The sequence below is a fragment of the Myroides odoratimimus genome, assembly GCF_001485415.1.
GTDB classification, from domain to species: Bacteria; Bacteroidota; Bacteroidia; order Flavobacteriales; family Flavobacteriaceae; genus Flavobacterium; species Flavobacterium odoratimimum.
Window position 1 is genome coordinate 1 of the sequence record NZ_BCMQ01000036.1, and the last position, 24,616, is coordinate 24,616.

Sequence of the window (24,616 nt, forward strand, 5' to 3'; positions counted from 1 at the left end):
GTAATTGGTGTAAAGCTGGTGTATGGCAATCTTGTTGGACTGAATTATTAAAAAAGAATAAATCTCTTATTGATTTATCAAGTGGAGATTTAGATGGAAGCCATACCACAGCTTTAAGAGGAGGTGAACAAGTAGCTTATCAAGGTAGGAAAAAACGTAAGACGACAAACTCCTTATATTTTACAGATCGTCAAGGCTTACCTTTAGCTATGTCAGAACCGATAGCTGGAAATCACAATGATTTATTTGATATAGAAATCTATTTTGAAGATATAACCGATCAATTAACTAAAGCAGAAATACCTCTATCGGGATTGTTTATTAATGCTGATGCTGGGTTTGATTCACAGAAACTTAGAAAAATATTTAGTGATAAAGAAATAATAGCTAACATCTGTCCTAATAAACGAAATGGACAAAATAATGAAGATGATTATTTTGATGAACAACTATACAAAGAAAGATATGCGATTGAAAGAACAAATGCTTGGATAGATAGTTTTCGTTCTTTACTCAATAGATTTGACACCACACTTTCTAGTTGGATGGCGTGGAATTTTATGGCTTTTATTGTTATAGGACTAAAGAAATTTCAGAAAACTAAAAAGTCAAGATGACTTCAATATTTAAAGTTGTAAAATCAATGGAATACCTATCTTTTTCTTTGGGTTTATTACATGCTAAAAATAAAATAATTACAAAAAAAATCCCTATGTATTTACTTAAGTATATTTTGATATTCATATTGTTGTATATTTCTTTTATATTCACTTGTTGTTTTTTCCAATGATAGTAATAATAGATTATAAGTTACCTCAATAAAGATAATAATTTTTAGGGGTCATCATCCCGACAAAAAAGAATCACTATTAAATAGCTCCTTTTTTATTTACACTCACTTTCTTATTCTACATTAACACCTCTTCATGAATCATTGAGTATCTTCGTAATTATAATAAACAATGATAATGACTAGACAAAATCCAGAAGAAATAGTTCAACAATTTGTAACTGCTTGGAATAAATACGATGCTAACTTACTTGCTGATATTTTTGTAGATGATGCAGACTTTGTCAATGTCACAGGATTATGGTGGCATAAAAAAGAAGATATTTTTAAAGCTCATGATTATGGCTTACGAGTAATTTTCAAAGAATCCCAACTAGTAATCAGAAGAACTAAGATCAGATACTTAACAGACACTATAGCTATTGTACATGCAAGACTACAATTAAGTAATCAATCAGCATTAAAAGAAAATGAAACTCCTCAACTTAGAAACAATCTATTTATTTTCGTAACTCAGAAAATAGAAAACAATTGGTACTGTATAGTAGCTCAGAATGCCGAAGTACAGAGTGGCAAAGAGACTTTTATTAAAAAAGAAGATGGTTCTTTTGAATCAGTCAATTACAATCAATTTAAGAAGTAAAGACTAGTTTAAATATTACATCTTTCCATGGCCTTTTTCTGTTTTAACTCACTAATATACTCTGAAGGCAATACACCTGTATATTTTTTAAAATTAATCGTAAAACGGCTATGAGAAGCAAAACCGCTCTTATCTGCTAAATAACTTATCTTATATGTCAGATAATGTGGTTTAGTTGATAAAGTATCTACCATATAAGAAATCCTCAATTCATTAATATACGTAGCGAAGTCTTTTTCTTTATACATATTAATATAGTAAGACACATAGCGATGATTAACTCCTAAGCTTGCAGAAAGATTACTTAGTGATATTGATTTATCCAAGTATTTTCTTTGTTTCTCAAACTCTTTTATTTTTTGACACAGATAACACTCCATGCCTATAGACATATAATTAGTTTGTTTATTAGAATCATCACTTATTAGTAGCACCTCTTCCTTTAAAGAAGAACCTCTAACTCTTCTTAGCAATCTTTTCGATTTTATTGAACTACTAGATAGTTTATCTTTTATACTCCATATCATACTTTTCTTTAATAGAGAGGCACACTCCATTGTTCTATTAATGATAATACTTAAAAATAATAAGGTCTTCATATCTATACTTTTATCATTATTCAACTATCGTCTATACCTATACAGTAGTAACTTCCAAGTCAAATAATATGTGGTGGTGTATTTTATAGTCATACTATAATGAAGCAGACTATAACTTTAGGTTTATTTGATAAAAGTATAATCTCTATAACAGAATGTCACCTTTAAGGGGGTGGACAAAGGGGTGGACTTAACACAATTCACACGATATAAGTATTTTAAAAAGTAATACACCTCATTAATAGAATACTCACTTTCAGATAAACATATACTCATTTAAAGATATAATATCAAAGATTTTTTATATCTCTAATACCTATTTACAGTTAACCACATATTTTTCAATTCTACATCCTTATCCTTTTCAACAAAAAAAAGAGGCTATACAAACTGTATAACCTCTTATAATAAACAACCCTAATTTATTTCGAATACTTTATATAATTAAATTATTATTTTTCTACATTAATTTTACCAATTGTACCAATACTTCCATCAGCTAGATCTTTAATTTCAAGACCTTTAGTAGCCTTAGCAGCTGTAGCATCTAAAGAATAAACAAATGATTTTGACTCTGCAGTGATTGGTAAAAATACTTCTTTCCCATCCACGAATGGTGCTCCAGCAGCAGCAATATCATTAGCAGCAGGCAACCCTTCAATCCATTTAAAGTCTCCTGTCACAACATTAAATACAGCCAACTTATTAGCAGCAGCCATATTACTTGCTTTACTAGGACTTACGAACATATTAAGTAAGAAATAATCCCCACCGATAGCGAATGCTTTATATACTTTTGTTCCTGAGATCTGTTCTAAGTTAAAGTAATAGTTATTATCGAAGTCTCCTTTTTTAGAGTCAAATTTAATAACAGCACTTGGCTTACTTGAGAATGATACTCCATCACCATTAGTAGCATTAGGAGAGAATAAGTAAACGTTTCCATCACCCGCTTTTCCGATAGTAGATACACGGCTAGAACGGTAACGCGCTACAGCAAAACTCATCTTATCACTCTTCACTACTTTTTCTAATACTACTTTTTTATTAACATCCGTAGCACTTTCATCAAATTTAAAAACAGCTAACCATGCTCTATCTCTATAAGCAGAAGTATTATCTTCTTTATCATCTTTAGTGATTTTAAATGGTTCGATAGCCATAACAAAACGATCATTACCAATCGTCTCAAGACCTGCGAAGTTAGCATACTCTCCTTTTTCTGCAATGTTTTCTACATTTACATAAGATGTATACTTAATTCCTCCACTGTTACCATCTATGAAGTTAAAAGCCTGAGCCTTTTCTCCTGTAGTTAATTTCAAACCACCAGTTGTAGCGATCATATATTTACCGAAATTCGTAATAAACTCCTCACGAGTAGGTAGGTCAACTGTAGTATGTTTACTCAATTTTCCATTAGGTGTTAATAACCAGCTCTGCATTCCAGAAGGATCTCCTTTTCTATATTCAAAAACATAAGCTCTATTTCCTCCATAAGTATAAACTGTAGTTCCTAATGCCGTTAATCCATTTCCCTTAGCAGATATTTCTCCAGATTTAAGGTCATTGGTAGTCAGTAATAAGTTCGTTTTAGAAGCACTTGCCCCGATTACGTACTTCCACTCTACTTTATTTCCTCCATCAGTTCCACCTTCTTCAGGTGTAGGAGTACTATTATCATCAGAAGAACAACTAGTCACCGACAATGCCCCAAATATCATAGCAAAAGCAAATGTCGAAAAAACTCTTTTTTTCATTTTAATTGTATTTATTATAGATTAGTAATTTTAGTATGTATAGCGTATTTTAAACATGAAGTTTCTTCCTGGTTTTTGGAAACTATAGTTATCATAAGCTAGTTTATCGAATAGGTTATTAGCCTCTACGGTTAAGTGTATTTTATTATTAAATAAACTGTATGAAGCACTTAGATCGTGCACAGCTTGAGACGGAATCCATATAGGATCTTCACCGATTCCTTTAAAATCGTAGCTATAATGATCTATATAGCGAAGGTTATACCCTATATTTAAATTGTTGTTTTTCTTTCCTAAATCTTTAATAATAATCCCCACATCTGCTGATCCGAAGAAATAAGGCTCATTAGGAATTCTCTCATTGTAGTATGGGTTCTCTACTCCATAATCTCCAATAGTATATTTTTGTTTACTTCTGATATTTTGAGAAGTTAAACTACCTCCTGCATATATAAAATCATTGTACGTATAACGAGCTTCCACATTGATACCATAGCTCTCTACTCCTCCGATATTCACACTAGTTGCACGAGATCCTGAACCATAAGGATTACTGCGGATATAATCTTTAGTATCTCTGTATACAAAACCTGCATCTACGAATACAGCATGTATTTTATTAATCACACCTGAGTAACTGATATTCAGGTTATAGTTTTTACCTTGCTCTGGTTTTAGACCTGTATTTCCCCATACTAAGTCTCCATCTCCAAACAACTCGCTATCAGTAGGTAGTCTAAATGTATTTTCATAAGAAGCTTTGAACTGTAGATCTTTCCACAAGTATGTAGCAGCGATACCGTATCCTGTTTTATCTACTTTAGTGCTTTCACTTTGATAAGTATGTTTGATACTGTAGTGTTTACCGAATAGAGACACATTCAGATTATCTAGAATATTATAGCGATAAGACAGTGCCATAATATTTTTAAAACTACTTCTTTTTATCTCACTGTTCTTTTCTGATTGAGTTTCTTTTACAGCTAATGGATCTTTTGTCTTTCTGTTGAAGTAGTACATTACATCATTAAAACTAAATGAGTGCTTGTCATTTAATTTATAATTTACATTAAAAGTAGTTGAACCATTATGATCATAGAACTTAGTCATAGAAGGACCTCCACCAGACTCACCTTGTTTTAAGGTTTTGATACGCTCACCTGCCCAGTTATATTTATAAGAAGAGGTATCTATATTTTGATTATACCCTCCATTATAATTAGATGTAATACTTACATCTAATCCATCTATAAATAGGTTCTTCTTGCTATATTCTAATGAAGGCATAATTGTTACAGAACGACGTTTCTTATCTCCGAATACTTTCTCCATAATAGTACCTGTCTGCACACCGCGTTTTCCTTCTCCATAAGTAAATCCAAGCATAAGTCGGTCAGCATAAGACTTATCTACCACCCCTACTTTAGCTACTACAGTAGCAGTTTGGAATCGATCATTAAAGCGTCTTACCCATTGTTTCTCTTTAGAATAAACCCCAGATTGTAGATCTACCACAGGGACTAATACTTTATAATCATTATCTGAGTAGTTCTGAAAAGCATTTAACTGAGCTACTATACCATTATTAAAGGCTTTACTCACATTCAGATGACTCTTGTATGTATGGAATGAACCAGTAGTAAATGAAGCATCTATTTTAGTCTCTTTAGATTTGTTTGTGATAATATTCACTACTCCTCCTAAGGCATCAGATCCGAACTCCACAGGCACTACACCTTTATAAACTTCGATTCTGTCAACCATTGTGATCGGTAAGTTGTTTATTTTAAACTCACTACCAAATCCTTCCATAGGTACACCATCTATAAAGAATCGAATGTGTTTACCACTAAATCCATTCATTGAGAAATTATAGTCAGATCCCTCCCCACCATCTTTACGCACTTTCACACCAGATACTCTATCAAGTGCTCCAGCTACATCTAATGACGTATTGTAAAGTGGCTTTGCATCTATAGCAACTACGTTATAAGCAGATTCTCTAACTTTCTCGATAGGCTGTTTTACTTGTAGTACTACATTGTCTAAGAAAGAGTTATTCGTATCAAGTTTGAAGTTATGTGTTATACTCTCTCCTGCTTTCACCTCAAATGAGTACTCTTTAGACTCATAACTGACGTGTTGTACAACTAATTTGTACTTACCAGGTCTTTTTGTTTTAATAGTATATCGTCCTTTATTATCAGTTAACTCACTATGATGAGTATCTAATAAGCTGACTGTAGCATAATCAATAGGTTCGCCATTCGCATCTTGTACAACTCCAGAAATAACAACTGGCTTTTCTTGTGCAAAAGAAGTAAACTGACCTATATTAAAAATTGCAAAAATTAATAATAGATAGTGTTTCATTGTTCTAAGAACTTAATGTTGTGTTAGTAATTATATTATTTAGATTAATTATAAATTGAAGACAAATATATTTACTTATAACTAAACAACCATAATAACTTAGACTAAATATAAATAGATACACAAAAGAGACAATAATCGTCATCGTAATATTCTAAAAACAAAACATAATAACCTTTAATATTTTACTAAAATTTACATATTATTAACTAATAACTTTTATAAATAAAAAAAGTCAGAATTACCCATAATTCTGACTTTATGCACAAAATGCACTATTTAATCTTATTAATTCTAAATAAAAGAGCTTTAGAGATTAGTACAAACAAAAAAAGAGAACTAAACTAGTTCTCTCTTCTTCTATTTCTTAATCTTTCGTTCTTCACCTCTTTTGGTTTGTTCACGCTATTATTGCGTTCTCTATCGAAGTTTCTTCTCGGTCTTCTATCCTCACGATTTCCGTCTCCTCTTCTTCCCTCTCTTCCAGAATCTCTTCCTGTAGTCATTCTACGACGAACACTCTGTTGACTCTCTTGATTTTTATTTAGACTAGCTTCCTCTGTCATTACAGAAGGCTCTATTAAGCGGTTAAGCTCATCTAATTCTGCTTTTGTCAAGTCTCTATAAGTTCCCACAGGTACATCTAGAGAAATATTGATAATACGTATCCTTTTTAATGCTACTACATCATAGTCAAAATACTCACACATACGTCTAATCTGTCTGTTTAAACCTTGAGTAAGGAATATTCTAAACACAGTCTTGCTGATCTGTTCTACTCTACACTTCTTAGTCACTGTGTCTAATATAGGTACTCCAGCTCCCATACGTTGAATAAAACGATCTGTAATAGGCTTGTTTACAGTAACAATATACTCTTTCTCATGATCGTTCTTTTGACGCAATATCTTATTCACGATATCTCCATCATTCGTCATCAGAATAAGCCCTTCACTGTCCTTATCTAATCGTCCTACTGGAAAGATGCGTTTTGGATAATTAATATAATCCACGATATTATCGCGTACACTCGTATTAGTAGTACACTCAATACCGATAGGTTTATAAAAAGCTAAATAAACATTCTCTTCATTTTTATTAACGATTAATTGTCCATTTACGCGTATCTCATCATCTTCAGACACTTTTGTCCCCATCTCTGGCACTACACCATTGACAGTGATTCTCCCCTCATCTATAAGTCTATCTGCTTCTCTTCTAGAACAAAAACCTACTTCAGACAAATATTTATTTAAACGTGTTTGCATTTTTTCCATATCACAAAATTAGCTATTTTATTTGCTATTAAACAATGCTATAGCGAAGCTAATTCATAAAATAATTCTTAATTTTTTCGAAGACAATTCTATCTTGAACAGAATGTCCTAATCCTTCTGTATAATAAACCTCTATTCCCTTTTGGTTGGCGAAATCATGAAAAACTGTACACTCAGCCAATTCTACTACTACATCCTCTTTATCGTGAATAATCAATGTCTGATTAGACAGTGATTTTATAAAGTTACGACTAGCATACTCTCCCATATCCATATCGATTAACCCTTCTAAGAATCGTAACAAATCGCTAGATACTTTCTTCCAGTATCCTAACATGCCAATATAATTATCAATTACATGCTGAAAACGATCTAGACAAGCCATTAAAACAACCTTCTCTACAAAGTCATATTTCACTACACTCATCTGGTGTAATAGAGCAAACGCTCCTAGTGAATGGGCTACAACATACTGTGGTCTAAACACTCGTAAACAATGATCCATCAAGTGAGAATAATCGATAACACTCAGATTACTTCCATCACTAAGACCTAGTCCCATCGCATCTATACTGACATACTGGTACTGATCATCTAAATAAGTCACTAGTTCCTCCCAACGACCAGCATTACTCTCCCAGCCGTGAAACAGCATAACTAATGGCAACTCTGATCGCTCTTGATTCCAGCGATAGCATTGAATACTCAGTCCATCGTAGACAAATCTATCTTGATGAGCCTCAGATAAAAAGTTTGGAATATCTCTTCGCTTAAGTTGCCCTTTACGAGGTGTAGAGAATAACTTATAAGCAATAGCACATGCTCTCTTAGGAGCAAATAACGACAATAAATTAATCAATAAACCTAGACACTTAACCATATATAACTTCTGAAAATAAAAAAAGCCTCTTTCACAAGAGGCTTTCTGATATTATAATTTAGCTATAATAGCTTCAATTTTTTCTCTTTCTTCTTCAGCTAAAGCACTATCAACTAAAATACGTCCACTGTGCTCATCTGTAATAATCTTCTTACGTGCCGCAATCTCTACTTGAGTTTGTGGTGGAATAGTAAAGTAAGATCCTCCTGATGCACCACGCTCGATAGATACAACAGCTAAACCGTTACGAACACCATTTCTGATTCTGTTATAAGCTACTAATAAACGTTCTTCGATATCTTGTTTGAACTCTTCTGATTTCTCTAATAAGATTTTCTCTTCACGCTCAGTCTCAGACATAATGCTGTTTAATTCAGCTTCTTTATGTCCTAAGTGCTCTTTTCTAGCAGCTAACTTAGTTTCTGTCTCTGCAATTGTGTTTTTCTTGTGCTCGATGCTAACTTTCATCTCTTTGATGTGTTTTTCAGCAAGCTCAATCTCTAACTTCTGGAACTCAATCTCTTTTTCTAATGAGTTAAACTCTCTATTGTTTTTAACCTCATTTTGTTGCTCAGTATATCTTACGATAGCAGCTTTGAATTCCTCAATAGCAGCTTTTTTATCCTTAATACTCGCTTCGATATTACTTAAGTCTATATTTGATTTCTCTAAGCGTTTGTTCAGTCCAGCAACCTCATCTTGTAGATCTTCAACTTCAAGAGGCAATTCTCCTCTCATATTTCTGATTTCGTCAATTCTTGAGTCAATCAATTGCAAGTCATAAAGTGCTCTTAACTTCTCTTCAACGGTTAATTCTTTTTTCTTTGTCATCATTATAAGTAGTTAACTGGATTCGTATTTACTGTTGATAAAATAACTGCAAAAGTAGTTATTTTTTTTGAAAGAAAGTCAGTTATATAATTTTTTGTATACCTTTCACTTTCAAAATGCCCTATATCAGCTAAAACCAACTGACTTTCAGCTTGGTAATAATCATGATATTTCAAATCTGAGGTGATATAGGCATCTACTTTCTGTGATAATGCAGCTCCTATCGCAAAACTTCCAGAGCCTCCTAACACAGCTACTCTCTTTATCGGCTTCCCTAATAGCGCACTATGTCTAATACCTCCAGTTCCTGTTTTAGCTTTGACCATCTGTAAGAATGCTACCTCGTCCATCTCTTCCCCTAGTTCACCTATCATCCCCATTCCTACATTTTGTAGTTTATTCTCTAGAGTATATATTTCATACGCTTTCTCCTCATAGAAGTCTAAGTCAAATAAGGCTTTTAATACCTTACCTTGTAGATGCTTCTCAAATATTACTTCTACTTTGACCTCCTCTACTTCTTCATATTTTAGTGGTTCTCCTATAACAGGACTACTCTTCTCATTCCCTCTGAAACTTCCCTTGCCCTCCGTGGTAAAACTGCACAAATCATAATTACCTATAGCTCCTGCTCCTGCATTAAACAGAGCCTGTCTCACTTCATCTGCATTCACACGAGGAGCGTAAGTCACTAGCTTTTGGATATAGTTCTCTTTCGGTATTAATATACTTGTGTTCTTTAATCCTAGTGTATCACAGAATATCTTATTCACCCCTTCCTGATGATTATCTAGTGCAGTATGTATAGCATAGATTGCGATATCGTGTTTGATCGCTTTAATTACAGCTCTTTCTACATAGCTCTTTCCTGTTATCTTCTTTAATCCAGAAAACAGGATTGGGTGAAAGCATACTACCATATTACACTTCTTCTCTATCGCCTCGTCTATCACGGTCTCTAAAGCATCATGACAGACTAGGATCCCACTTACTTCTAAGTTATAGTCCCCTACTAATAACCCGACATTATCAAATCCCTCTGCATACGATAACGGTGTCATCTCTTCTAACACAGTGATTACTTCTCTTAACTTCATTTCTCAAATAATTTTGAACTGTAATTTATATATTTTCTCAAAGATAAAAAAATTGGTAATTTCGTATTATGGAATTACTGCGAAAATTACTCTTTCCTTTTGCCATCTTATATGGCGGGATCACTTCCCTGCGCAATTACCTTTATTCAATAAATATATTGAAGAGAACCTCTTTTAGTACACCTACTATAGTAGTAGGTAACTTAAGTGCAGGTGGTACTGGTAAAACGCCTATGGTGGAATACATAATACGACTTTTAAAAGACAAATACAAAATAGCGACTCTTAGTAGAGGGTATAAACGCAAAAGTGAGGGCTTCTTCCTCGCAGATGAACATACGACTATGGAGCAAATCGGTGATGAACCCTTCCAATATCATCACAAGTTTGATAATATCGCTGTAGCGGTAGATGCAAAAAGAGTAAACGGAATAGAGAATATCCTAAAACGAAGAACAGATACTCAAGCCATCGTTCTAGATGATGCTTTTCAGCACCTAGCTGTAAAAGGTGGTTTTAATATTCTACTGACTACTTATGATGAACCGTACTATAGCGATTATATGTTGCCGACAGGTAACCTTAGAGAAAGTCGTAGAGGAGCGAAACGAGCAGATATCATCATCGTCACCAAATGCCCTCCTACGTTATCCTCAACAGAACAAAACGAGATCATTAAAAAATTAAATCTCAAACTGGGACAATTGTCTTTTTTTACGTATATTGAATTCAGTAAACTTGCATATTCAAAGGCTGATTCTATCTCAGTAGAAGACTTAAAAAAAGAAGAGTTTTTAATGGTAGCTGGTATTGCTAAACCACAAAGTTTTTTTGACCATCTAAAGGGCGATAAAACAATTTGTTTAACATTTCCTGACCATCATCATTTTTCATCTACTGACATTGAGTTAATTTTGAACAAAGCAAAAGAGAATAAGATTATTACAACAGAGAAAGATTATGTCCGCTTAAATGGACTAATCCCCTCGAATAAATTATATTATTTACCAATTCAGACTTCCTTTTTAAACAATCAAGAGGAGTTTGATAAAACAATTTTAAACTATGTGGGAGCAAGTACAAGAAACGGTTAAGTATTTAATTGAAAAGACACAATTCAAACCTGAGATAGGTATTGTATTGGGGTCAGGATTAGGAAACCTTACTGCTGATATTAAAATAGAGCATGAAATTCCTTACTCAGAAATTCCTAATTTTCCAGTATCTACTGTACAAGGACACAAAGGTGCTTTAATCTTTGGTACGATTGGTAATAAAAAAGTAATGGCTATGCAAGGTCGTTTCCATTACTACGAAGGATACGAAATGGTAAAAACAGTATTCCCTATCAGAGTAATGAAGTATATGGGAGTAGAAACATTAATCGTATCTAATGCTTCAGGAGGTGTTAACCCTACATTTAAAGTAGGAGACATTATGATCATCACAGATCATATCAATGCATTCCCTGATCATCCTCTAAGAGGACATAATGATGAGCGCTTCGGACCTCGTTTCGTAAACATGAATGATGCGTATACAGGAACTTTAGTTAAGAAAGCACAAGAAATAGCTAAAGCGAAGAACTTCGATATTAAACAAGGAGTATACTACGGATTACAAGGACCAACTTTTGAAACATTAGCGGAGTATAAAATGGTACGCGTTGTAGGAGCAGACTGTGTAGGTATGTCTACAGTACCAGAAGTAATCGTAGCTCGTCACATGGATATGAAAGTATTCGGTATCTCTGTTATCTCTGATATGGGGAATGAAGAAGGTATCGTAGAAGCACATCACGAAGATGTACTTAGAGCTGTAGAAGCTGCTGAGCCTATCGCTCGTGAGCTTATTAATGAGTTAATTAAAACTATCTAATTAGTTTTTCTTATAATGTAATTTTAAGAGATACTTCTTCTACAGAAGTATCTCTTTTTTTTGAGACCTGTTTAGATTCTCTGTGTGGTTTTCTTTAAGAATACTACAGAGTATCTAAACAGGTTCTTTTTTTTACCTTCTATCTCATGCTAGTATCATAATGGCAGCTTGATCGCATAGTGATCGCATTAAAAACGGCCAAAACTATGCGAACAGTATGCCATCACTATGCGATAACTATGCGACCACTCGAATCAAAGGCACAAAAAAAAGCCACCGAAGTGACTTTTTTGAATTCTCTATTGTTATAAATTAATCTATAATTTGCATTTTTTTCATAATGAATGTGGCATTCTTATTTTGACATACACCATCTCTTATCTTATAGTCAAAGTGTAAATCATCTTCTTTAATCTCCACCTCAAAACATTTATTGATTAGAATATCAGGGAATTTATTCGTTGTCTCACACACCTCTAAATCATGGGTAGCGATCACACCATAGGTCTTCTCCCTAATCAACTTATGGATTACTCCTATCGTTCCGCTCTGCTTATCATCAGAGTTCGTCCCTCTAAGTATCTCATCTAGTAGTACGAAGCATGGTTCTTCTCTCACCTGTTCGATAATCATCTTTAGCCTTTTCACCTCTGCATAGAAGTAAGACTCACTATCTTCTAATGAATCTGTCAATCTCATCGATACAAATAACGGCAATGGGAAGAAAGTAGCTTTCGTAGCACAGATAGGCGCTCCTATACTAGCTAGTACAAGGTTAACCCCTATGGTACGCAAGAAAGTACTCTTACCAGACATATTAGAGCCTGTCAGAATCACAAAACGTTGATTGCTAAAGTTGATATCATTACAGACTCTCTTCTTCTCATTTAGCAGTGGATGTCCTAGATCTTTAAACTTCATCTCTCCCTCTTCATTGATAGTAGGGAAGGTATAATGTCTGTTGTTATAAGAGAAGTTCGCTAATGAATTAAGCGCTTCTACCTCTCCTATGATCTCTATTGCTTTAGGTACAAGATGTCCTTTGCTCTTTTTCCAATCTAAAAAGCGGTATAATACATGCACATGATACTGCACAAAACCGTTAAAGACAACCATCACAAAGATATTAGCCACAGTCTCTAACTGTTCGAATAGTTTTGATAGTTCTTTTAACTCTTTACTCGCTTGAAAAGAATCTTTATTTAATTCACTGATGTAGGATTTCATTTTATCCGTAGTGAAAGTCTCTCTTTCTATACGTTTAATGATAGAACTACAGCTCTCTATAGTCTCATGTACCTTATCTGCTCCTCCTAGCTCTGCCTGAATATTCTTTATCTGTGATAAAGTCAGTATTAAGTTAAAAGAGAATAAGGTAGAGATCACATATCCCATAAAGTCAAGATCTAACAGAAAGTATAAAACAATCGAAATCCCTAATAGCACAGGTAACACATAGCTTAATGCACGGCCTAACTTACTAATAGGTACTACAGCTGTGTCACTCCATTTCTTTAATCTTGCATACGCTTTCTCATCTAAATTAGACAATTTACTATAAGCATTAATCTCATGTCTCCATTCTACCTTCTGAGAGAGTTCTTTAATCGCTTCTTGATTATCTAAAATAGCCTCTGAAGTCAATTTGCCTTTTAATAAATCTGCAAGCTTTTGTTTGCCTATAAACGTTGCTGTCCTATTTAGGTATTGATATAGGGATTTATGCCCAAAAATATCTAAGTCAAAAGCATAAGGGTGTTCTGTAGTCTTAAACTCTTCTCCTGCATCAAAAGGTCTGTTATCCTCTTCTAAGAAGGCAAGCTCATCTGTATTAATCTCTTTAAGAGCCTGTACATAGCGCATTTTCCACGAGTACTCTACGTGTACACGCAGCAATACTAAGAAAGCAACAATAAGCCCTCCTGTAAAATATAAGTAAAAGGTATCCGCGTTAGCCAAAGCTAGATAGAAGAAATAAATAATAGCGAAGAAAACGATCAAGCGTATTGCTCCTACTATTTTATATTTACTTCTTATAGCATTGTATTTAGTATTAAATAATAACTGTCTTTTGTTATAAATTTCCATTGATAATTTATTTTTTTTGCCATACCGCCTCTAATGAGACATCAACAAATATACACCAATAAAAATATCTTGTTCATTAATTCTAGTTATAATATTGAGAATCTATTGTGAAAATAGGGGAATAAATAGGACAATTTAAATTAGCATTACACTATTTCACTTCAGTAGTTTATCTTCGTATTATAAAATCTCTAATAGCTGTGTTATGCCTCTAGACTTTGAACAAAATAGTTATCTATACCTACCTAGTTTCTTTATGGAAGAAGAATTAACACCTATAGAATTGATACTTAACAACTTTCACAAGCAATGGTTAATAGAAAATGAACAAGAGTATAAGAACGGCTTAATCAACAGTCATAGCCTTACGAGTAGTCCTTTTATTACTAAACAAGAAAGGCCAACATTATTCCAATTCATTGCTCAGGCTAAACTTATAGATATTGTCGAATCTATCTTTCCTGATAAAGCTAAATTCTTAAATACTCAATTATTCTTTGATCCTTATCACAAGGAACAAAAGAACTATTGGCATAGGGATATTCAGTATACAGGGCTTTCGATAGAAGAACAACAAGGAAAGATTAAGACAGAAAATGTAGTTCACTTTAGAATCCCACTGAAGAAAGAAAATGGAATAGAAATCATCCCTGCTACTCATCGGTTATGGGATATGCCTATAGAAGAAGACACTCGACTATCTCAGCATGGTCGTCATCCAAGTGATGCTCTGGAACGAGGGCAAGTGTTTAATCTAAATAGAGGTGATCTATTTATCTTCTCTGCGAATAGTATCCACAGAGGGCTGTATGGGGATGAGAGATTCTCTTTTGACATCATCTACTGTGATGACACTCCTGCTTTTAATGCATTTATAGATCCTAAAAATCAACCTACTGAAGAAGAATTAGTTCTTCTAAACAACAGTGTGTTCTAAGAACACTTCTTTTATATGAAGGAACTAAAAAGGATGTAATGGTATAATACCCACTACATCCTTTTTAACCTTCTATTGGCTCTGATACAGACTTACTCACTTTTATCTCTCTGGATAGCATTCCTAACCAAGTTCTAAAGCTAAACTGCTCCCACCCTTTCTTACCTAAATCGTGACAGCGTCTAGTCCCTTTACCAAAAAGATAGATATGTAACCCTATAAAAACTATTAGAAATAGTATTCCAAAAAAAGCGCCACTTAATCTCGCAAATACTGAGAAGCTTAAAAACAACAGCACAAAGTAAGTTACTAGACTTACGATATATGCCTTTCTGTTGATAGTCCCTTTATAAGAAAATGCCTCTTTTATCACAATTATTCAATTTATCTTGAAGCGTCAAAATTAAACAAAAACTAGTAAAAAAATTACTCTGATTATATAAGTAATAGGTAGACATATTTGTGATAAAATAAAGTTTTATTTAGATATACTGACTGTAGTTATTTTAATTTCAAAATACATGACACCTTATGACAAATATGTTAAACAATCAAATAACACCTTCTGATTAAACAATATGAACCTTATATTTAAGGTTATATCTATAACCAACTAGAAATAAATACTATAATATGAGATTTTTATTCACCTTACTAATGGCTTTAGTAATCACCATGACTAAAGCACAAGAGTTAATAATACAGCCACTACTTCCTCCAGATACTAAGGAACTAACAGACCTGTCTTTCCTTAAAGAAGAGCTCAAAGACAAGCAAATCGTCATGCTAGGAGAACAAACACATATGTATGATAATATCTTTGAGATGAAGACAAGAGTAGTTGAATACCTACACCAAGAAATGGGCTTTACTACTTTCGCTATGGAGTCTCCTGTATATGATATATGGAAGATGAATCAACAGGGGTTTAATCCTGATGCGTTTAATCAAGCTATTTTTAGTACATGGAGTAATAGTCAAGAGTTTCAAAGATTAGTTAAGTATATAGAAGATAACAACCTTAAAGTGATAGGATATGACTCGCAAATCCTAAATGAGGATATCTTCATAGAAGACTTCTTTACTTACCTAGAGCAACAAAAAATAAGTTTAAAACTTGACTCGGATGACTTCGGTATCGCATTAGAGGCATTGCTAGTTACTTATAAATACGATAATCAAGATATCAAGTTTACTGCTTTTGAAAAAGAGCTTAAAAGAATAATTACTGCTATAGAGAAGTTACCTCAAACAGACACTAATCTTACTTGGGTACAAATCACTAAAGGTCTTCTAAGCACTGCACAATCAGTCAATGATACGAAAGAACCTATTATGACAAGTGACCTTGCCTCTAAAGATGACAACTATCGCGATAAACAGATGGCGGATAACTTAATACAGTATATTAAAAGGCATCCTCAAGAAAAAATCATGGTATGGGCTGATAATATCCATGTTATGTACAGCAACCCGAATAGTGGAAATGTACAGGCAAGAGCCTTCATCTCTATGGGACGACAAATAAAAGATTATTATAAAGAGAAAGTATTTAGTCTAGGTACATTACATGCCAATGATTCCCTGTTCGATACAGGGACACGTACCTTACATGCTACTCCTATTCAAGAAGGTTCTTTTGAAGATCAGTTACAAAAGTTAAACACTCCTTATCTGTATATTTCTTCTAATCAGGAAGCAATGCATCTACCTATGGATACAAGGCTACTTCACTTCGTAGAGTATACTAAGGAGAGATTAGACTTATTTCACGATGGTTATATATTTCTAAATACTGCTTCACAAGCAGAACGAAAAAAGATAAAGAAACAAGATACCCAAAACAAGGTAACTGTACCTTCTAAAGAAATCAAACAAGAACAAGGTTCTTTTAAAGGGCAACTATTAGATAAAGATACTCAACAGCCTATCGCCTTTGCAACTATTATCTTAGTAGAACAAGATATCTATAGAGTAACGGATGACAATGGGTATTATGAACTTCCTTTTGACCCTAAGACAAAAGGTAACTCTACACTAGAGATACAAGCTCTAGGATATGATAACTATACTGTATCCTTAAATGAATTAGCTTCTGTTATCTCATTAGAAGCCAACTTTGACTTACTAGATGAATTAGTTATCACCAAACAATTTACTCCAAAAGAAGTACTCCGCCTTGCTATCAAAAAGAAAGCTGAGAACCACCCTACTGAACCATTTAACTTCACTAGATTTAGTCATGAATTAATCTATAAGAACGATACTAAAATATTTGACCTTGAAATGATAACTAAAGATTACCAGGAAACCTATTTAGGCTTGAACAGAACAACTTTTGAGGTACAACAAGTAAAATGGAACAATAGAGGTATTAAGAACATAAAAAATACAGACCATATTTTTAGAGGCAGAGAGAATCCAATTCAATACTCTAATATATTACACAAAAGAAAATACAAGAAGTTTAAACTCTCGTTTATAGAATCAAAAGATCCTAATGATAGTAACTTATATGTTATCGCATTCGAAACAGAGAGAGAGGGTTGGAATTACACTAATAAAGCTGATCCCTCTAAATACTCAGGTAGAATTTATATTAATCAAGATAACTATGCCATAGTAAAAGTGGTTGAAACATGGGAATCATCATTAGATGCTGACTATTTAAAAAGTAAGTATAAACACAATTCTAATATAGAGCGTATTGCATTAAGGACTGCTAAGGAAGAAAATATCAGCGTATTCAAAGATCTCCTCAATAATGGTAAATACTATGCTACTAACTTCTTCTATAGATCCTTTAGTGATGAAACTTATCATAATGGAGAAAAACATAATTTCACCAACTCTACTGACTCACATTTATTTGATTTAAAAACAAATGACGTCGAATTCATAGAGTATGAATTTAAAAACAAAAGCAAAACTTTACTAGATAGGGTATCTTACAATGATGGCTTTTGGAACAACTTCTACAAAGAAAACCCTCAGTATAAACCATAATTAAGTTAAACAAAAAGAGGCTGTAATTCCATTACAGCCTCTTTTTATATCTATTTCGTAATGACGATCATCCCAAAATCACCTTTTTTATAGCCATACATGACATCTGTCTGTTTTGACTTTTCGAAGCGTATTTCTTTTACATCTTCTACTTTTAACAAGGCTAAGTCTTTTGACTTCATCATCGTATTTCCATCTCCTTTTTTATCTATTACCATCACACTAAAGTTCCCAGGTTCTATAGTAGGAATAGCTCCCTTGTGATACAACTTACAGGTATTAATATAAAGATCTTCTACATACTGCTGTAGAGTAAGTTTATTACCTGGGTTTACTTCTTCTTTAGATTGATATAAAGAAGCTAAACTGTCATTTATACTTGTGTTTTTGTCTTGTGGATTTTGTCCAATACAGAATGTAGTAACACATAGTGCCACTACTATATATCTTAAATGTCGCATGAGGTATAGAGTGAAATTATAAAGCTCTAATTTACTCTATCAATTCTTAATATAATGGTAAAGATAAGGTATTGAAATGCTAATTAAATCAACTATTGCTTTAACATCCAGTCCACTATTTTTTGTTTAGGTTCTTGATGGATTTCATAGCTTTCTCCATCTGCAAAGAAATGATTCTCTCCTTCTAATACTTCTACTGTTATATTCTTATTGTGAAAACTCTTAAGCAATTCAACATTCTCGATAGGATCTACTAATACATCTTGATCCCCTATCATATAAAACATCGGTATAGCGATCTCTCTATACTTATCCTTATTATCCTTTGCCACTAAATCTTTTGCTGCACGTCCTATTAGGAATCCAAATCTTGTGTTATATCTCTTATTGGTATATCCTATTTCTTTCGTTTTTTTCTTATACAACCTCCAATAGTTCTTCTCATCCTTATTGGCAATATAAAAATCAACTAATTCATTATACACCTTTTCTTTTTCTTGTTGAGTATCATACGCAAAGTAATCTTGAAAACCATTCTTCTCTTGTCTTAGTTGGTATAAAAACATCTCTTTACCAGAAACAACAGGTGAGGACAACATCACTAAAAAATCAGGATCAAAAGAATGAGCATAAGCATCCATAATAGCAATCCCTCCCATGCTATGTCCTATCAATCCAATCTTTTTATCCTTTAACTCTTCTCTCTTCTTTAACATCTGAAAGGCAGAAGCTAATTCCGCTCCCATCATGGTAGATGTATATGACATATCTCCACCTCCTGTTCCTCCTGAATTTCCCTTCTCTCTTTCATCATATCTAAATACAGCTATATTGTGATCTAATAAGGCTTCTGCTAAATAGCTATGTGTATTACGTGTATTATATCCTGTACCTGGTTTAATAATCACTACTTTATCGAAGCCTGTCTTAGGTATGATTAAACTACCTTCAAAAGAAACACTATCTATCTTTTCTTTCCAATGAAAGGCAGGTACATTAAATTTAATCGTAGTAAAAGAGTAATTGTCTTTTTTAGGGACATAGGTTTCTAAGTCAGTCTTAGCATTCTGTCCTAAACACATCGAAGTAATCAGTAGAATACTGTATAAAATTAAGCGTTTCATAATTATAAGTTTTAGTTAAGTGTTCTATAGATAACTACTTAACTAAAACCTTTAGTATAAAAAAAAGCTACTTTAACATATCGTAAAGTAGCTTTATTCATTCTTATATCAATTGATTACCAAACCAATACGTTATTCTCATTCTTCCAAAGTAACAAACGGAAGTCTTCATAAATATCAGCAGTACCAATAGTATGTGTATCTCTTACAGGCTTATTCAAAGTCAGCTTGTGTAATATACCTGCATATGTACCTACATATAATGTCTTCTCATCTTCTGATAATACCATTCCACTTATGGTAGAACCTAAGAAATGTTGCCACAGCTCTCTTCCGTCTTTATGTATTGCTCTGATATATCCATAAGCATCTCCTAAGATATAGTAGTCATTAAAAGCTACACCAACATACACACGCATTCCTTCATCTAATATCGTAATATCCTCATGATCATCCCATCCTGGTATATCCATTCCATCTAACTTATCTCCATCTACCCCTATCGATATCCCATTGTAAAAATGGCAAGAGTTAGTCAAAAGTTGTTTATCATCTTTAGTAAACAAACAATAATGAGGATACTCAGATTGTGGTCCTACTGATCTTACTTTATTCCCTTCACTGTCCAAAACGATGTGATCACTACACTGCTCTCCTACTACAATATACTTATTGTCGTGAGATAAAGTAGCATGATCCATAGATAATCCATTGTTTTCTTCCCCTTCTTCTAGTATTGGAAACAACAGTTTCTCTTCTTTAGTATTTAATAAATAAATTCCCTCTGAAGAGATGAACAAGACTTTCTGTCCATCATTAAAAGGAATAAGTCTTGTAATTCCTATATTCGCTAAAGTATCTAATGTAAACTCTGCTATAATTTCTCCTTCCCATCCTTGACGAGTCACTATCTTATCTGCATACGCTATCGCATAAACAAGGTTGCGCATAGACTGTCCGATACTTTTAATCTCTTTGTCTAATGCAACTACTTCTGTTCCTTTCACTATATATGCTTGTCGCTCTTCATAAGAAGTCCCTTGCATAAAAGCAACACTATCTTCTGCTATATAACAAATATCTCCTATATAACTCCCTTTGTCATCTAACATGGGTATAATAGGAGCATGTGCAGGAGGAAACTCTTGTCTAAAAGTATCTACTGTACCATTAACATTAGCTTCTCTTAATAACTCAATAACTGCTTCTGCAAGTTTACCTCTTGTGTCCTCTGCTTCTTCACCATCCCATTTATCCCAGCCGTGTTCTGTACCGAAAGCGACCATCTCATTAATCTCCTTAGCATACTTCTCGCCTTTCTTATACCACTTACCCTGTAGCTCTTCTCTTGTTTTCATCTCTTCTATGTTTTATCACAGCACTAAAGTATTGACTTATGTCTTCTAATGCAATCACTTTATTCAGCTAATTTTCGCTCTCCTAAGTTCTCTATTAATCTCAATAAATACCCATCAGGATCTTGTACTAAGAACTGTTTCTGACCGAACTCTACATCGTCTGCTCTATACCAACGCTCTTCTGCATCAATAAATAAAGTATAATTAGCTTCCTGAAGTCGTTTTAGAATAGGTATTATGGCATTTACTTCTATCTGAAAGTTTATTCCTCTACCATACGGCTTTTCTAATATCCCTGTCTCCCATTCTCTATCAGCAGGATTATATTGTTCTAGCATTACTTGTGCATCTCCCATACCTAAATAAGCAAAGTACTCTTCTTTGCGATCATACATTACTTCAAACCCTATATAATCACACCAAAACTGTAAACTACTAGCTAAATCAGATACTACAAACTCTGGTACTAAAGCTGCCCACTTTATATTATCACTTCTCATGATGTTCTTTTAAGTAAAAATACTATTTATTAGATACAAAAAAGGCTATCTAAAAGATAGCCTACGATATACCTTATCCAATTCTTAAATAGTTGCTTGACTATCTAACTCAACATTAAAACTCACCTTTAATCCCAACGCCTTAAATACTTTTAATAAAGTAGTCAGACGAGCATCTGTAGTGCTATTCTCTATCTTTGAGATCTGAGCTTTTTTTACTCCTACTAAGAGACCTAATTCCTCTTGTGTTAAATTACGCTTTTGTCTTGCTTGTTTTATTTGTTGTCCTAACAAGTCAAGCCTTAATTCATTATCAAACTCTTCTCTACTCTCTGTTCCTCTCTCACCAATATATAAATCAGTAATTTCTTCTAAGCTATATGTTTTCATTTTACTTCTCTTTACTATTAAAATAGACATCTCTCAATCGTTCAGCTCTTTCTATTTCTTTTTTAGAAATTTTATCCTCTTTTTTTATAATACCATGTGTTGAAATCACCATTGTATTTTTATTATCTGACTTATCCCAAAAGGCAAATAGCCTATAATAAAAAGAGCTATACATTGTTCTAAACTCCCAAATATATCACCTTGTAACTTCTTAAATAATTCAATATCTGAAGTAATGCTTGCTTTGTTTATATTATAAATAATCTTTGCTCTAGCTTTAGAATCTAAATGGTCTAAAAACTCCTTAGCTTCTTCTAAAAAAATGACATTAAACTTTAAACCATCTTTCATTATCAATAGATTACAAAATTAAATGTTTCCTAATAAAGAAACAACCATTATTATATATTAAAGATAAAATGATTTAAGAACATAAAATTAAACATATCAAACACCTTCTTAACAATACTAAAATAATACACTTAAAAGGCAATAACTCATTACATCATAGTTAACCAACTTCACTATTCTTCGTCAAAAGAAAACTCACTCCACACCAATTCCCAAAAAGGACTATCTAAATCAAAACGCTCATTATACAATCTCTCTATTTCTTCTTTAGACAATTCAGATTCTGTCAAATAAATCATATATTTCACACACTCTTCAAACTCACCTAAAGAATCTGCTACTAATAATGGTTCCCATTTACCTGCTCCATGCTCTGCAAAATAAACAGGAAAGCCTTTCTCCTCTTTTGTGATATCTATCCAATATGGATCTTGTGCATAACCTCCACATATTACATACCAATTAGGATGAAAATCACCTTCCTTAGTTCCTGTGATATCCTTTCCTTCAACGCTATTATACTTATACCCATCTTGAAAACCTTCAATATCGCCCTGTTGAGGATAAAACTGAGGCATAAAATAATGAGTACATTCTATCTCTTTTGCTATAAAATCTGTTATTGCTTTTGGAAATTTCATATTCTTCTTTTTAAGAGGATAAAGATAAACCATTCTACACTTGCTTCCCCTTCATCATTTTATTCCAATATAAATAGGGCAACATATATTTCTTCAACATCCATAAACGCCAATGCTCCTGATCACTTGTATTAATCAACAACTGTTTTAACTTAGGATCAGGTGTAAACTCATTCTTATAATTAAACTCTGCTAAAACCATCTTACCATACCCAGTTACTAATGGACAAGAAGAATAACCTTTATATTCTTTATTAGATACTTCTTTATTATCTAATAACTTACACAAATTATCTACTACTACTGGAACTTGTTTACGTATTGCAGCACCTGTCTTAGCAGTTGGTAAACCCGCCACATCTCCGAGTCCAAATACATTAGTATACTTATTGTGTTGTAAGCTGTTTAAATCAACATCTAACCAACCAGCAGTATTTACTAAATTAGATTCTCTTACAAACTGTGGTGCCACTTGAGGCGGTGCTAAATGTAAGAAGTCAAAAGACATCTCTACTACACTGCCATCAGCTACAGTAGTACTGCCGTCAGAGATTACCACACATTTATTATCAGGCATATTCGTGCGTTTAAAATAAACCTTTTTATGATCAGCATCTATTTTAATCGGATTGTGGAAAGGTCTAAAGTCGATACCATATCTATCAACTACTTTCATTAAAGTTTCTGCAATAGGTTTAACTCCAAAAATAACACTCCCAGGCATCGGGAAATGAATTTTAGTATTCTTATCTATTCCTTTCTTGCGAAAATAATCACATGCCAAATACATGATCTTCTGAGGGGCTCCACCACATTTAATAGGTGTATTCGGTTGAGTAAAAATAGCAGTTCCTCCTTTAAATTCTTGTAATAGCTTCCAAGTATATTCTGGGTCTATATAATTACTACACACCACACCTTTCTCTACAGCATCAGCTAGTCCTTCTATCAAGGATAAGTCATTCACTAATCCAGGACAGACTACTAAATAATCATACGTATAGGTTATTCCTTCTTTAGTACTTAGGCGATTATTATCAACATCCATAGAAATAACCATATCTTGAATCCAATCTACACCACTAGGTATAAGATCCTTTGTAGGTTTTATAGTTTTCTTCTTATCATAAGCTCCCGCCCCTACTAGTGTAAATGCAGGTTGATAGTAATGTAATTCTGATGCATCTATAATCCCAATATCTATATTGAGATTACGTTTCTTTAATTGAGCTGCTGTCATTATACCAGCAGTTCCTGCTCCTATAATAAGGATTTGATAGTGAGTTTTCATTTTTTACAATATTGTTTCAGTTAATATACTAAAATATTAACCATCTACCGTATGTGTTGTAACAAATGTTACAATACTGTTTATAATTTATTAATAGAAACACATTACATTACGTGTCGCACAATACATACCCAATACAACACATCAGTAGCGACATAGCACCTTACGTATCACACAATACAGATCCTATACAACACATCAGTAGAGACACAATATTTTGTGTTTCAAAAAATACATCTCCAATATAACACATCAGTAGAGATGCAATATTTTGCATGTCACACAATACATATCCAAGACAACACATCAGTAGAGACACAACACCTTACGTGTCACACAAT

22 protein-coding genes and 1 pseudogene are annotated in these 24,616 nt (G+C 33.3%); 6 read left to right on the plus strand and 17 right to left on the minus strand.

Annotated features, from left to right (window positions below; all coding sequences use genetic code 11):
• The coding region (locus MODO_RS17570; RefSeq protein ID WP_059051606.1) for a transposase family protein at window positions 1–617 on the plus strand (617 nt) is incomplete at its 5' end.
• A 351-nt stretch (window positions 618–968) separates the two neighbouring features.
• Window positions 969–1,433 (plus strand): SgcJ/EcaC family oxidoreductase, encoded by a 465-nt coding sequence (locus MODO_RS17575; RefSeq protein WP_006256905.1) that lies wholly within the window; start codon window positions 969–971, stop codon window positions 1,431–1,433.
• An 8-nt stretch (window positions 1,434–1,441) separates the two neighbouring features.
• Here MODO_RS17575 and MODO_RS17580 read toward each other — a convergent pair whose 3' ends face one another.
• The 7 genes from MODO_RS17580 to MODO_RS17610 all read right to left on the minus strand — a co-directional run bounded on the left by MODO_RS17580 (window position 1,442) and on the right by MODO_RS17610 (window position 10,250).
• The gene (locus tag MODO_RS17580; protein WP_006256906.1) at window positions 1,442–2,032 is read right to left on the minus strand and encodes a helix-turn-helix domain-containing protein; all 591 of its coding nucleotides are present in this window, start codon (window positions 2,030–2,032) and stop codon (window positions 1,442–1,444) included.
• A 452-nt stretch (window positions 2,033–2,484) separates the two neighbouring features.
• Window positions 2,485–3,792 carry a DUF4374 domain-containing protein gene (locus tag MODO_RS17585; RefSeq protein WP_006256907.1) on the minus strand — a complete coding sequence of 436 codons (1,308 nt, stop codon included), beginning with the start codon at window positions 3,790–3,792 and terminating at the stop codon, window positions 2,485–2,487.
• Window positions 3,793–3,822: 30 nt separating this feature from the next.
• Window positions 3,823–6,165 carry a TonB-dependent receptor gene (locus MODO_RS17590; RefSeq protein ID WP_006256908.1) on the minus strand — a complete coding sequence of 781 codons (2,343 nt, stop codon included), beginning with the start codon at window positions 6,163–6,165 and terminating at the stop codon, window positions 3,823–3,825.
• 344 nt (window positions 6,166–6,509) lie between these two features.
• Window positions 6,510–7,442: a 23S rRNA pseudouridine(2604) synthase RluF gene (rluF, locus tag MODO_RS17595; RefSeq protein WP_006256909.1), complete on the minus strand. Its 933-nt coding sequence runs from the start codon at window positions 7,440–7,442 to the stop codon at window positions 6,510–6,512.
• A 49-nt stretch (window positions 7,443–7,491) separates the two neighbouring features.
• A complete protein-coding gene (locus MODO_RS17600; RefSeq protein ID WP_006256910.1) occupies window positions 7,492–8,322 on the minus strand; it encodes an alpha/beta hydrolase in 831 nt (276 codons plus the stop codon).
• Window positions 8,323–8,373: 51 nt separating this feature from the next.
• Entirely contained in the window at window positions 8,374–9,153 is a 780-nt protein-coding gene (locus MODO_RS17605) for a zinc ribbon domain-containing protein (protein ID WP_006256911.1), read from the minus strand.
• A 2-nt stretch (window positions 9,154–9,155) separates the two neighbouring features.
• Window positions 9,156–10,250 carry a Nif3-like dinuclear metal center hexameric protein gene (locus tag MODO_RS17610; RefSeq protein WP_006256912.1) on the minus strand — a complete coding sequence of 365 codons (1,095 nt, stop codon included), beginning with the start codon at window positions 10,248–10,250 and terminating at the stop codon, window positions 9,156–9,158.
• A gap of 68 nt (window positions 10,251–10,318) precedes the next feature.
• Here MODO_RS17610 and lpxK point away from each other — a divergent pair, with 68 nt between their 5' ends.
• Window positions 10,319–11,344, plus strand: a complete 1,026-nt coding sequence (gene lpxK, locus MODO_RS17615) for a tetraacyldisaccharide 4'-kinase (protein WP_006256913.1) — start codon at window positions 10,319–10,321, stop codon at window positions 11,342–11,344.
• Window positions 11,316–12,128, plus strand: a complete 813-nt coding sequence (locus tag MODO_RS17620) for a purine-nucleoside phosphorylase (protein WP_006256914.1) — start codon at window positions 11,316–11,318, stop codon at window positions 12,126–12,128. Before lpxK ends, MODO_RS17620 begins: the two co-directional genes overlap by 29 nt.
• Window positions 12,129–12,440: 312 nt before the next feature.
• On the opposite strand, the gene MODO_RS17625 is transcribed toward MODO_RS17620, so the two are convergent.
• Window positions 12,441–14,216 (minus strand): MutS-related protein, encoded by a 1,776-nt coding sequence (locus MODO_RS17625; protein ID WP_006256915.1) that lies wholly within the window; start codon window positions 14,214–14,216, stop codon window positions 12,441–12,443.
• 205 nt (window positions 14,217–14,421) lie between these two features.
• Here MODO_RS17625 and MODO_RS17630 point away from each other — a divergent pair, with 205 nt between their 5' ends.
• Window positions 14,422–15,153: a phytanoyl-CoA dioxygenase family protein gene (locus MODO_RS17630; protein WP_006256916.1), complete on the plus strand. Its 732-nt coding sequence runs from the start codon at window positions 14,422–14,424 to the stop codon at window positions 15,151–15,153.
• Window positions 15,154–15,217: 64 nt separating this feature from the next.
• On the opposite strand, the gene MODO_RS17635 is transcribed toward MODO_RS17630, so the two are convergent.
• On the minus strand, window positions 15,218–15,526 hold the full coding sequence (locus MODO_RS17635; protein ID WP_006256917.1) for a DUF805 domain-containing protein: 309 nt from the start codon (window positions 15,524–15,526) through the stop codon (window positions 15,218–15,220).
• Window positions 15,527–15,786: 260 nt separating this feature from the next.
• Between MODO_RS17635 and MODO_RS17640 the strand changes: the two genes are divergently transcribed.
• Window positions 15,787–18,159: an erythromycin esterase family protein gene (locus MODO_RS17640; protein WP_006256918.1), complete on the plus strand. Its 2,373-nt coding sequence runs from the start codon at window positions 15,787–15,789 to the stop codon at window positions 18,157–18,159.
• A 50-nt stretch (window positions 18,160–18,209) separates the two neighbouring features.
• Here the strand turns inward: MODO_RS17640 and MODO_RS17645 are convergent, their stop codons facing one another.
• The 8 genes and pseudogenes from MODO_RS17645 to MODO_RS17680 all read right to left on the minus strand — a co-directional run bounded on the left by MODO_RS17645 (window position 18,210) and on the right by MODO_RS17680 (window position 24,275).
• Window positions 18,210–18,620 carry a hypothetical protein gene (locus tag MODO_RS17645; protein ID WP_006256919.1) on the minus strand — a complete coding sequence of 137 codons (411 nt, stop codon included), beginning with the start codon at window positions 18,618–18,620 and terminating at the stop codon, window positions 18,210–18,212.
• A gap of 92 nt (window positions 18,621–18,712) precedes the next feature.
• Window positions 18,713–19,744 (minus strand): alpha/beta hydrolase family protein, encoded by a 1,032-nt coding sequence (locus MODO_RS17650; protein ID WP_006256920.1) that lies wholly within the window; start codon window positions 19,742–19,744, stop codon window positions 18,713–18,715.
• Window positions 19,745–19,860: 116 nt separating this feature from the next.
• Window positions 19,861–21,102: a YncE family protein gene (locus tag MODO_RS17655; RefSeq protein ID WP_006256921.1), complete on the minus strand. Its 1,242-nt coding sequence runs from the start codon at window positions 21,100–21,102 to the stop codon at window positions 19,861–19,863.
• Window positions 21,103–21,161: 59 nt separating this feature from the next.
• Window positions 21,162–21,602 carry a bleomycin resistance protein gene (locus tag MODO_RS17660; protein ID WP_006256922.1) on the minus strand — a complete coding sequence of 147 codons (441 nt, stop codon included), beginning with the start codon at window positions 21,600–21,602 and terminating at the stop codon, window positions 21,162–21,164.
• An 84-nt stretch (window positions 21,603–21,686) separates the two neighbouring features.
• The gene (locus MODO_RS17665; RefSeq protein WP_006256923.1) at window positions 21,687–21,992 is read right to left on the minus strand and encodes a helix-turn-helix domain-containing protein; all 306 of its coding nucleotides are present in this window, start codon (window positions 21,990–21,992) and stop codon (window positions 21,687–21,689) included.
• Window position 21,993: 1 nt separating this feature from the next.
• Window positions 21,994–22,343 (minus strand): annotated as a pseudogene (locus MODO_RS17670) (type II toxin-antitoxin system RelE/ParE family toxin).
• Between the two features lie 173 nt (window positions 22,344–22,516).
• On the minus strand, window positions 22,517–22,984 hold the full coding sequence (locus MODO_RS17675) for an SMI1/KNR4 family protein (RefSeq protein WP_006256926.1): 468 nt from the start codon (window positions 22,982–22,984) through the stop codon (window positions 22,517–22,519).
• Window positions 22,985–23,018: 34 nt separating this feature from the next.
• The gene (locus MODO_RS17680; RefSeq protein WP_006256927.1) at window positions 23,019–24,275 is read right to left on the minus strand and encodes an NAD(P)/FAD-dependent oxidoreductase; all 1,257 of its coding nucleotides are present in this window, start codon (window positions 24,273–24,275) and stop codon (window positions 23,019–23,021) included.
• Window positions 24,276–24,616: the final 341 nt, after the last annotated feature.

Excerpts from the sequence above, each read along its gene's own strand:
- MODO_RS17575 (WP_006256905.1), top strand. The coding sequence starts at position 969 with ATGACTAGACAAAATCCAGAAGAAATAGTTCAACAATTTGTAACTGCT.
- MODO_RS17580 (WP_006256906.1), bottom strand. The coding sequence starts at position 2,032 with ATGAAGACCTTATTATTTTTAAGTATTATCATTAATAGAACAATGGAG.
- MODO_RS17585 (WP_006256907.1), bottom strand. The coding sequence starts at position 3,792 with ATGAAAAAAAGAGTTTTTTCGACATTTGCTTTTGCTATGATATTTGGG.
- MODO_RS17590 (WP_006256908.1), bottom strand. The coding sequence starts at position 6,165 with ATGAAACACTATCTATTATTAATTTTTGCAATTTTTAATATAGGTCAG.
- rluF (WP_006256909.1), bottom strand. The coding sequence starts at position 7,442 with ATGGAAAAAATGCAAACACGTTTAAATAAATATTTGTCTGAAGTAGGT.
- MODO_RS17600 (WP_006256910.1), bottom strand. The coding sequence starts at position 8,322 with ATGGTTAAGTGTCTAGGTTTATTGATTAATTTATTGTCGTTATTTGCT.
- MODO_RS17605 (WP_006256911.1), bottom strand. The coding sequence starts at position 9,153 with ATGACAAAGAAAAAAGAATTAACCGTTGAAGAGAAGTTAAGAGCACTT.
- MODO_RS17610 (WP_006256912.1), bottom strand. The coding sequence starts at position 10,250 with ATGAAGTTAAGAGAAGTAATCACTGTGTTAGAAGAGATGACACCGTTA.
- lpxK (WP_006256913.1), top strand. The coding sequence starts at position 10,319 with ATGGAATTACTGCGAAAATTACTCTTTCCTTTTGCCATCTTATATGGC.
- MODO_RS17620 (WP_006256914.1), top strand. The coding sequence starts at position 11,316 with ATGTGGGAGCAAGTACAAGAAACGGTTAAGTATTTAATTGAAAAGACA.
- MODO_RS17625 (WP_006256915.1), bottom strand. The coding sequence starts at position 14,216 with ATGGAAATTTATAACAAAAGACAGTTATTATTTAATACTAAATACAAT.
- MODO_RS17630 (WP_006256916.1), top strand. The coding sequence starts at position 14,422 with ATGCCTCTAGACTTTGAACAAAATAGTTATCTATACCTACCTAGTTTC.
- MODO_RS17640 (WP_006256918.1), top strand. The coding sequence starts at position 15,787 with ATGAGATTTTTATTCACCTTACTAATGGCTTTAGTAATCACCATGACT.
- MODO_RS17645 (WP_006256919.1), bottom strand. The coding sequence starts at position 18,620 with ATGCGACATTTAAGATATATAGTAGTGGCACTATGTGTTACTACATTC.
- MODO_RS17650 (WP_006256920.1), bottom strand. The coding sequence starts at position 19,744 with ATGAAACGCTTAATTTTATACAGTATTCTACTGATTACTTCGATGTGT.
- MODO_RS17655 (WP_006256921.1), bottom strand. The coding sequence starts at position 21,102 with ATGAAAACAAGAGAAGAGCTACAGGGTAAGTGGTATAAGAAAGGCGAG.
- MODO_RS17660 (WP_006256922.1), bottom strand. The coding sequence starts at position 21,602 with ATGAGAAGTGATAATATAAAGTGGGCAGCTTTAGTACCAGAGTTTGTA.
- MODO_RS17665 (WP_006256923.1), bottom strand. The coding sequence starts at position 21,992 with ATGAAAACATATAGCTTAGAAGAAATTACTGATTTATATATTGGTGAG.
- MODO_RS17675 (WP_006256926.1), bottom strand. The coding sequence starts at position 22,984 with ATGAAATTTCCAAAAGCAATAACAGATTTTATAGCAAAAGAGATAGAA.
- MODO_RS17680 (WP_006256927.1), bottom strand. The coding sequence starts at position 24,275 with ATGAAAACTCACTATCAAATCCTTATTATAGGAGCAGGAACTGCTGGT.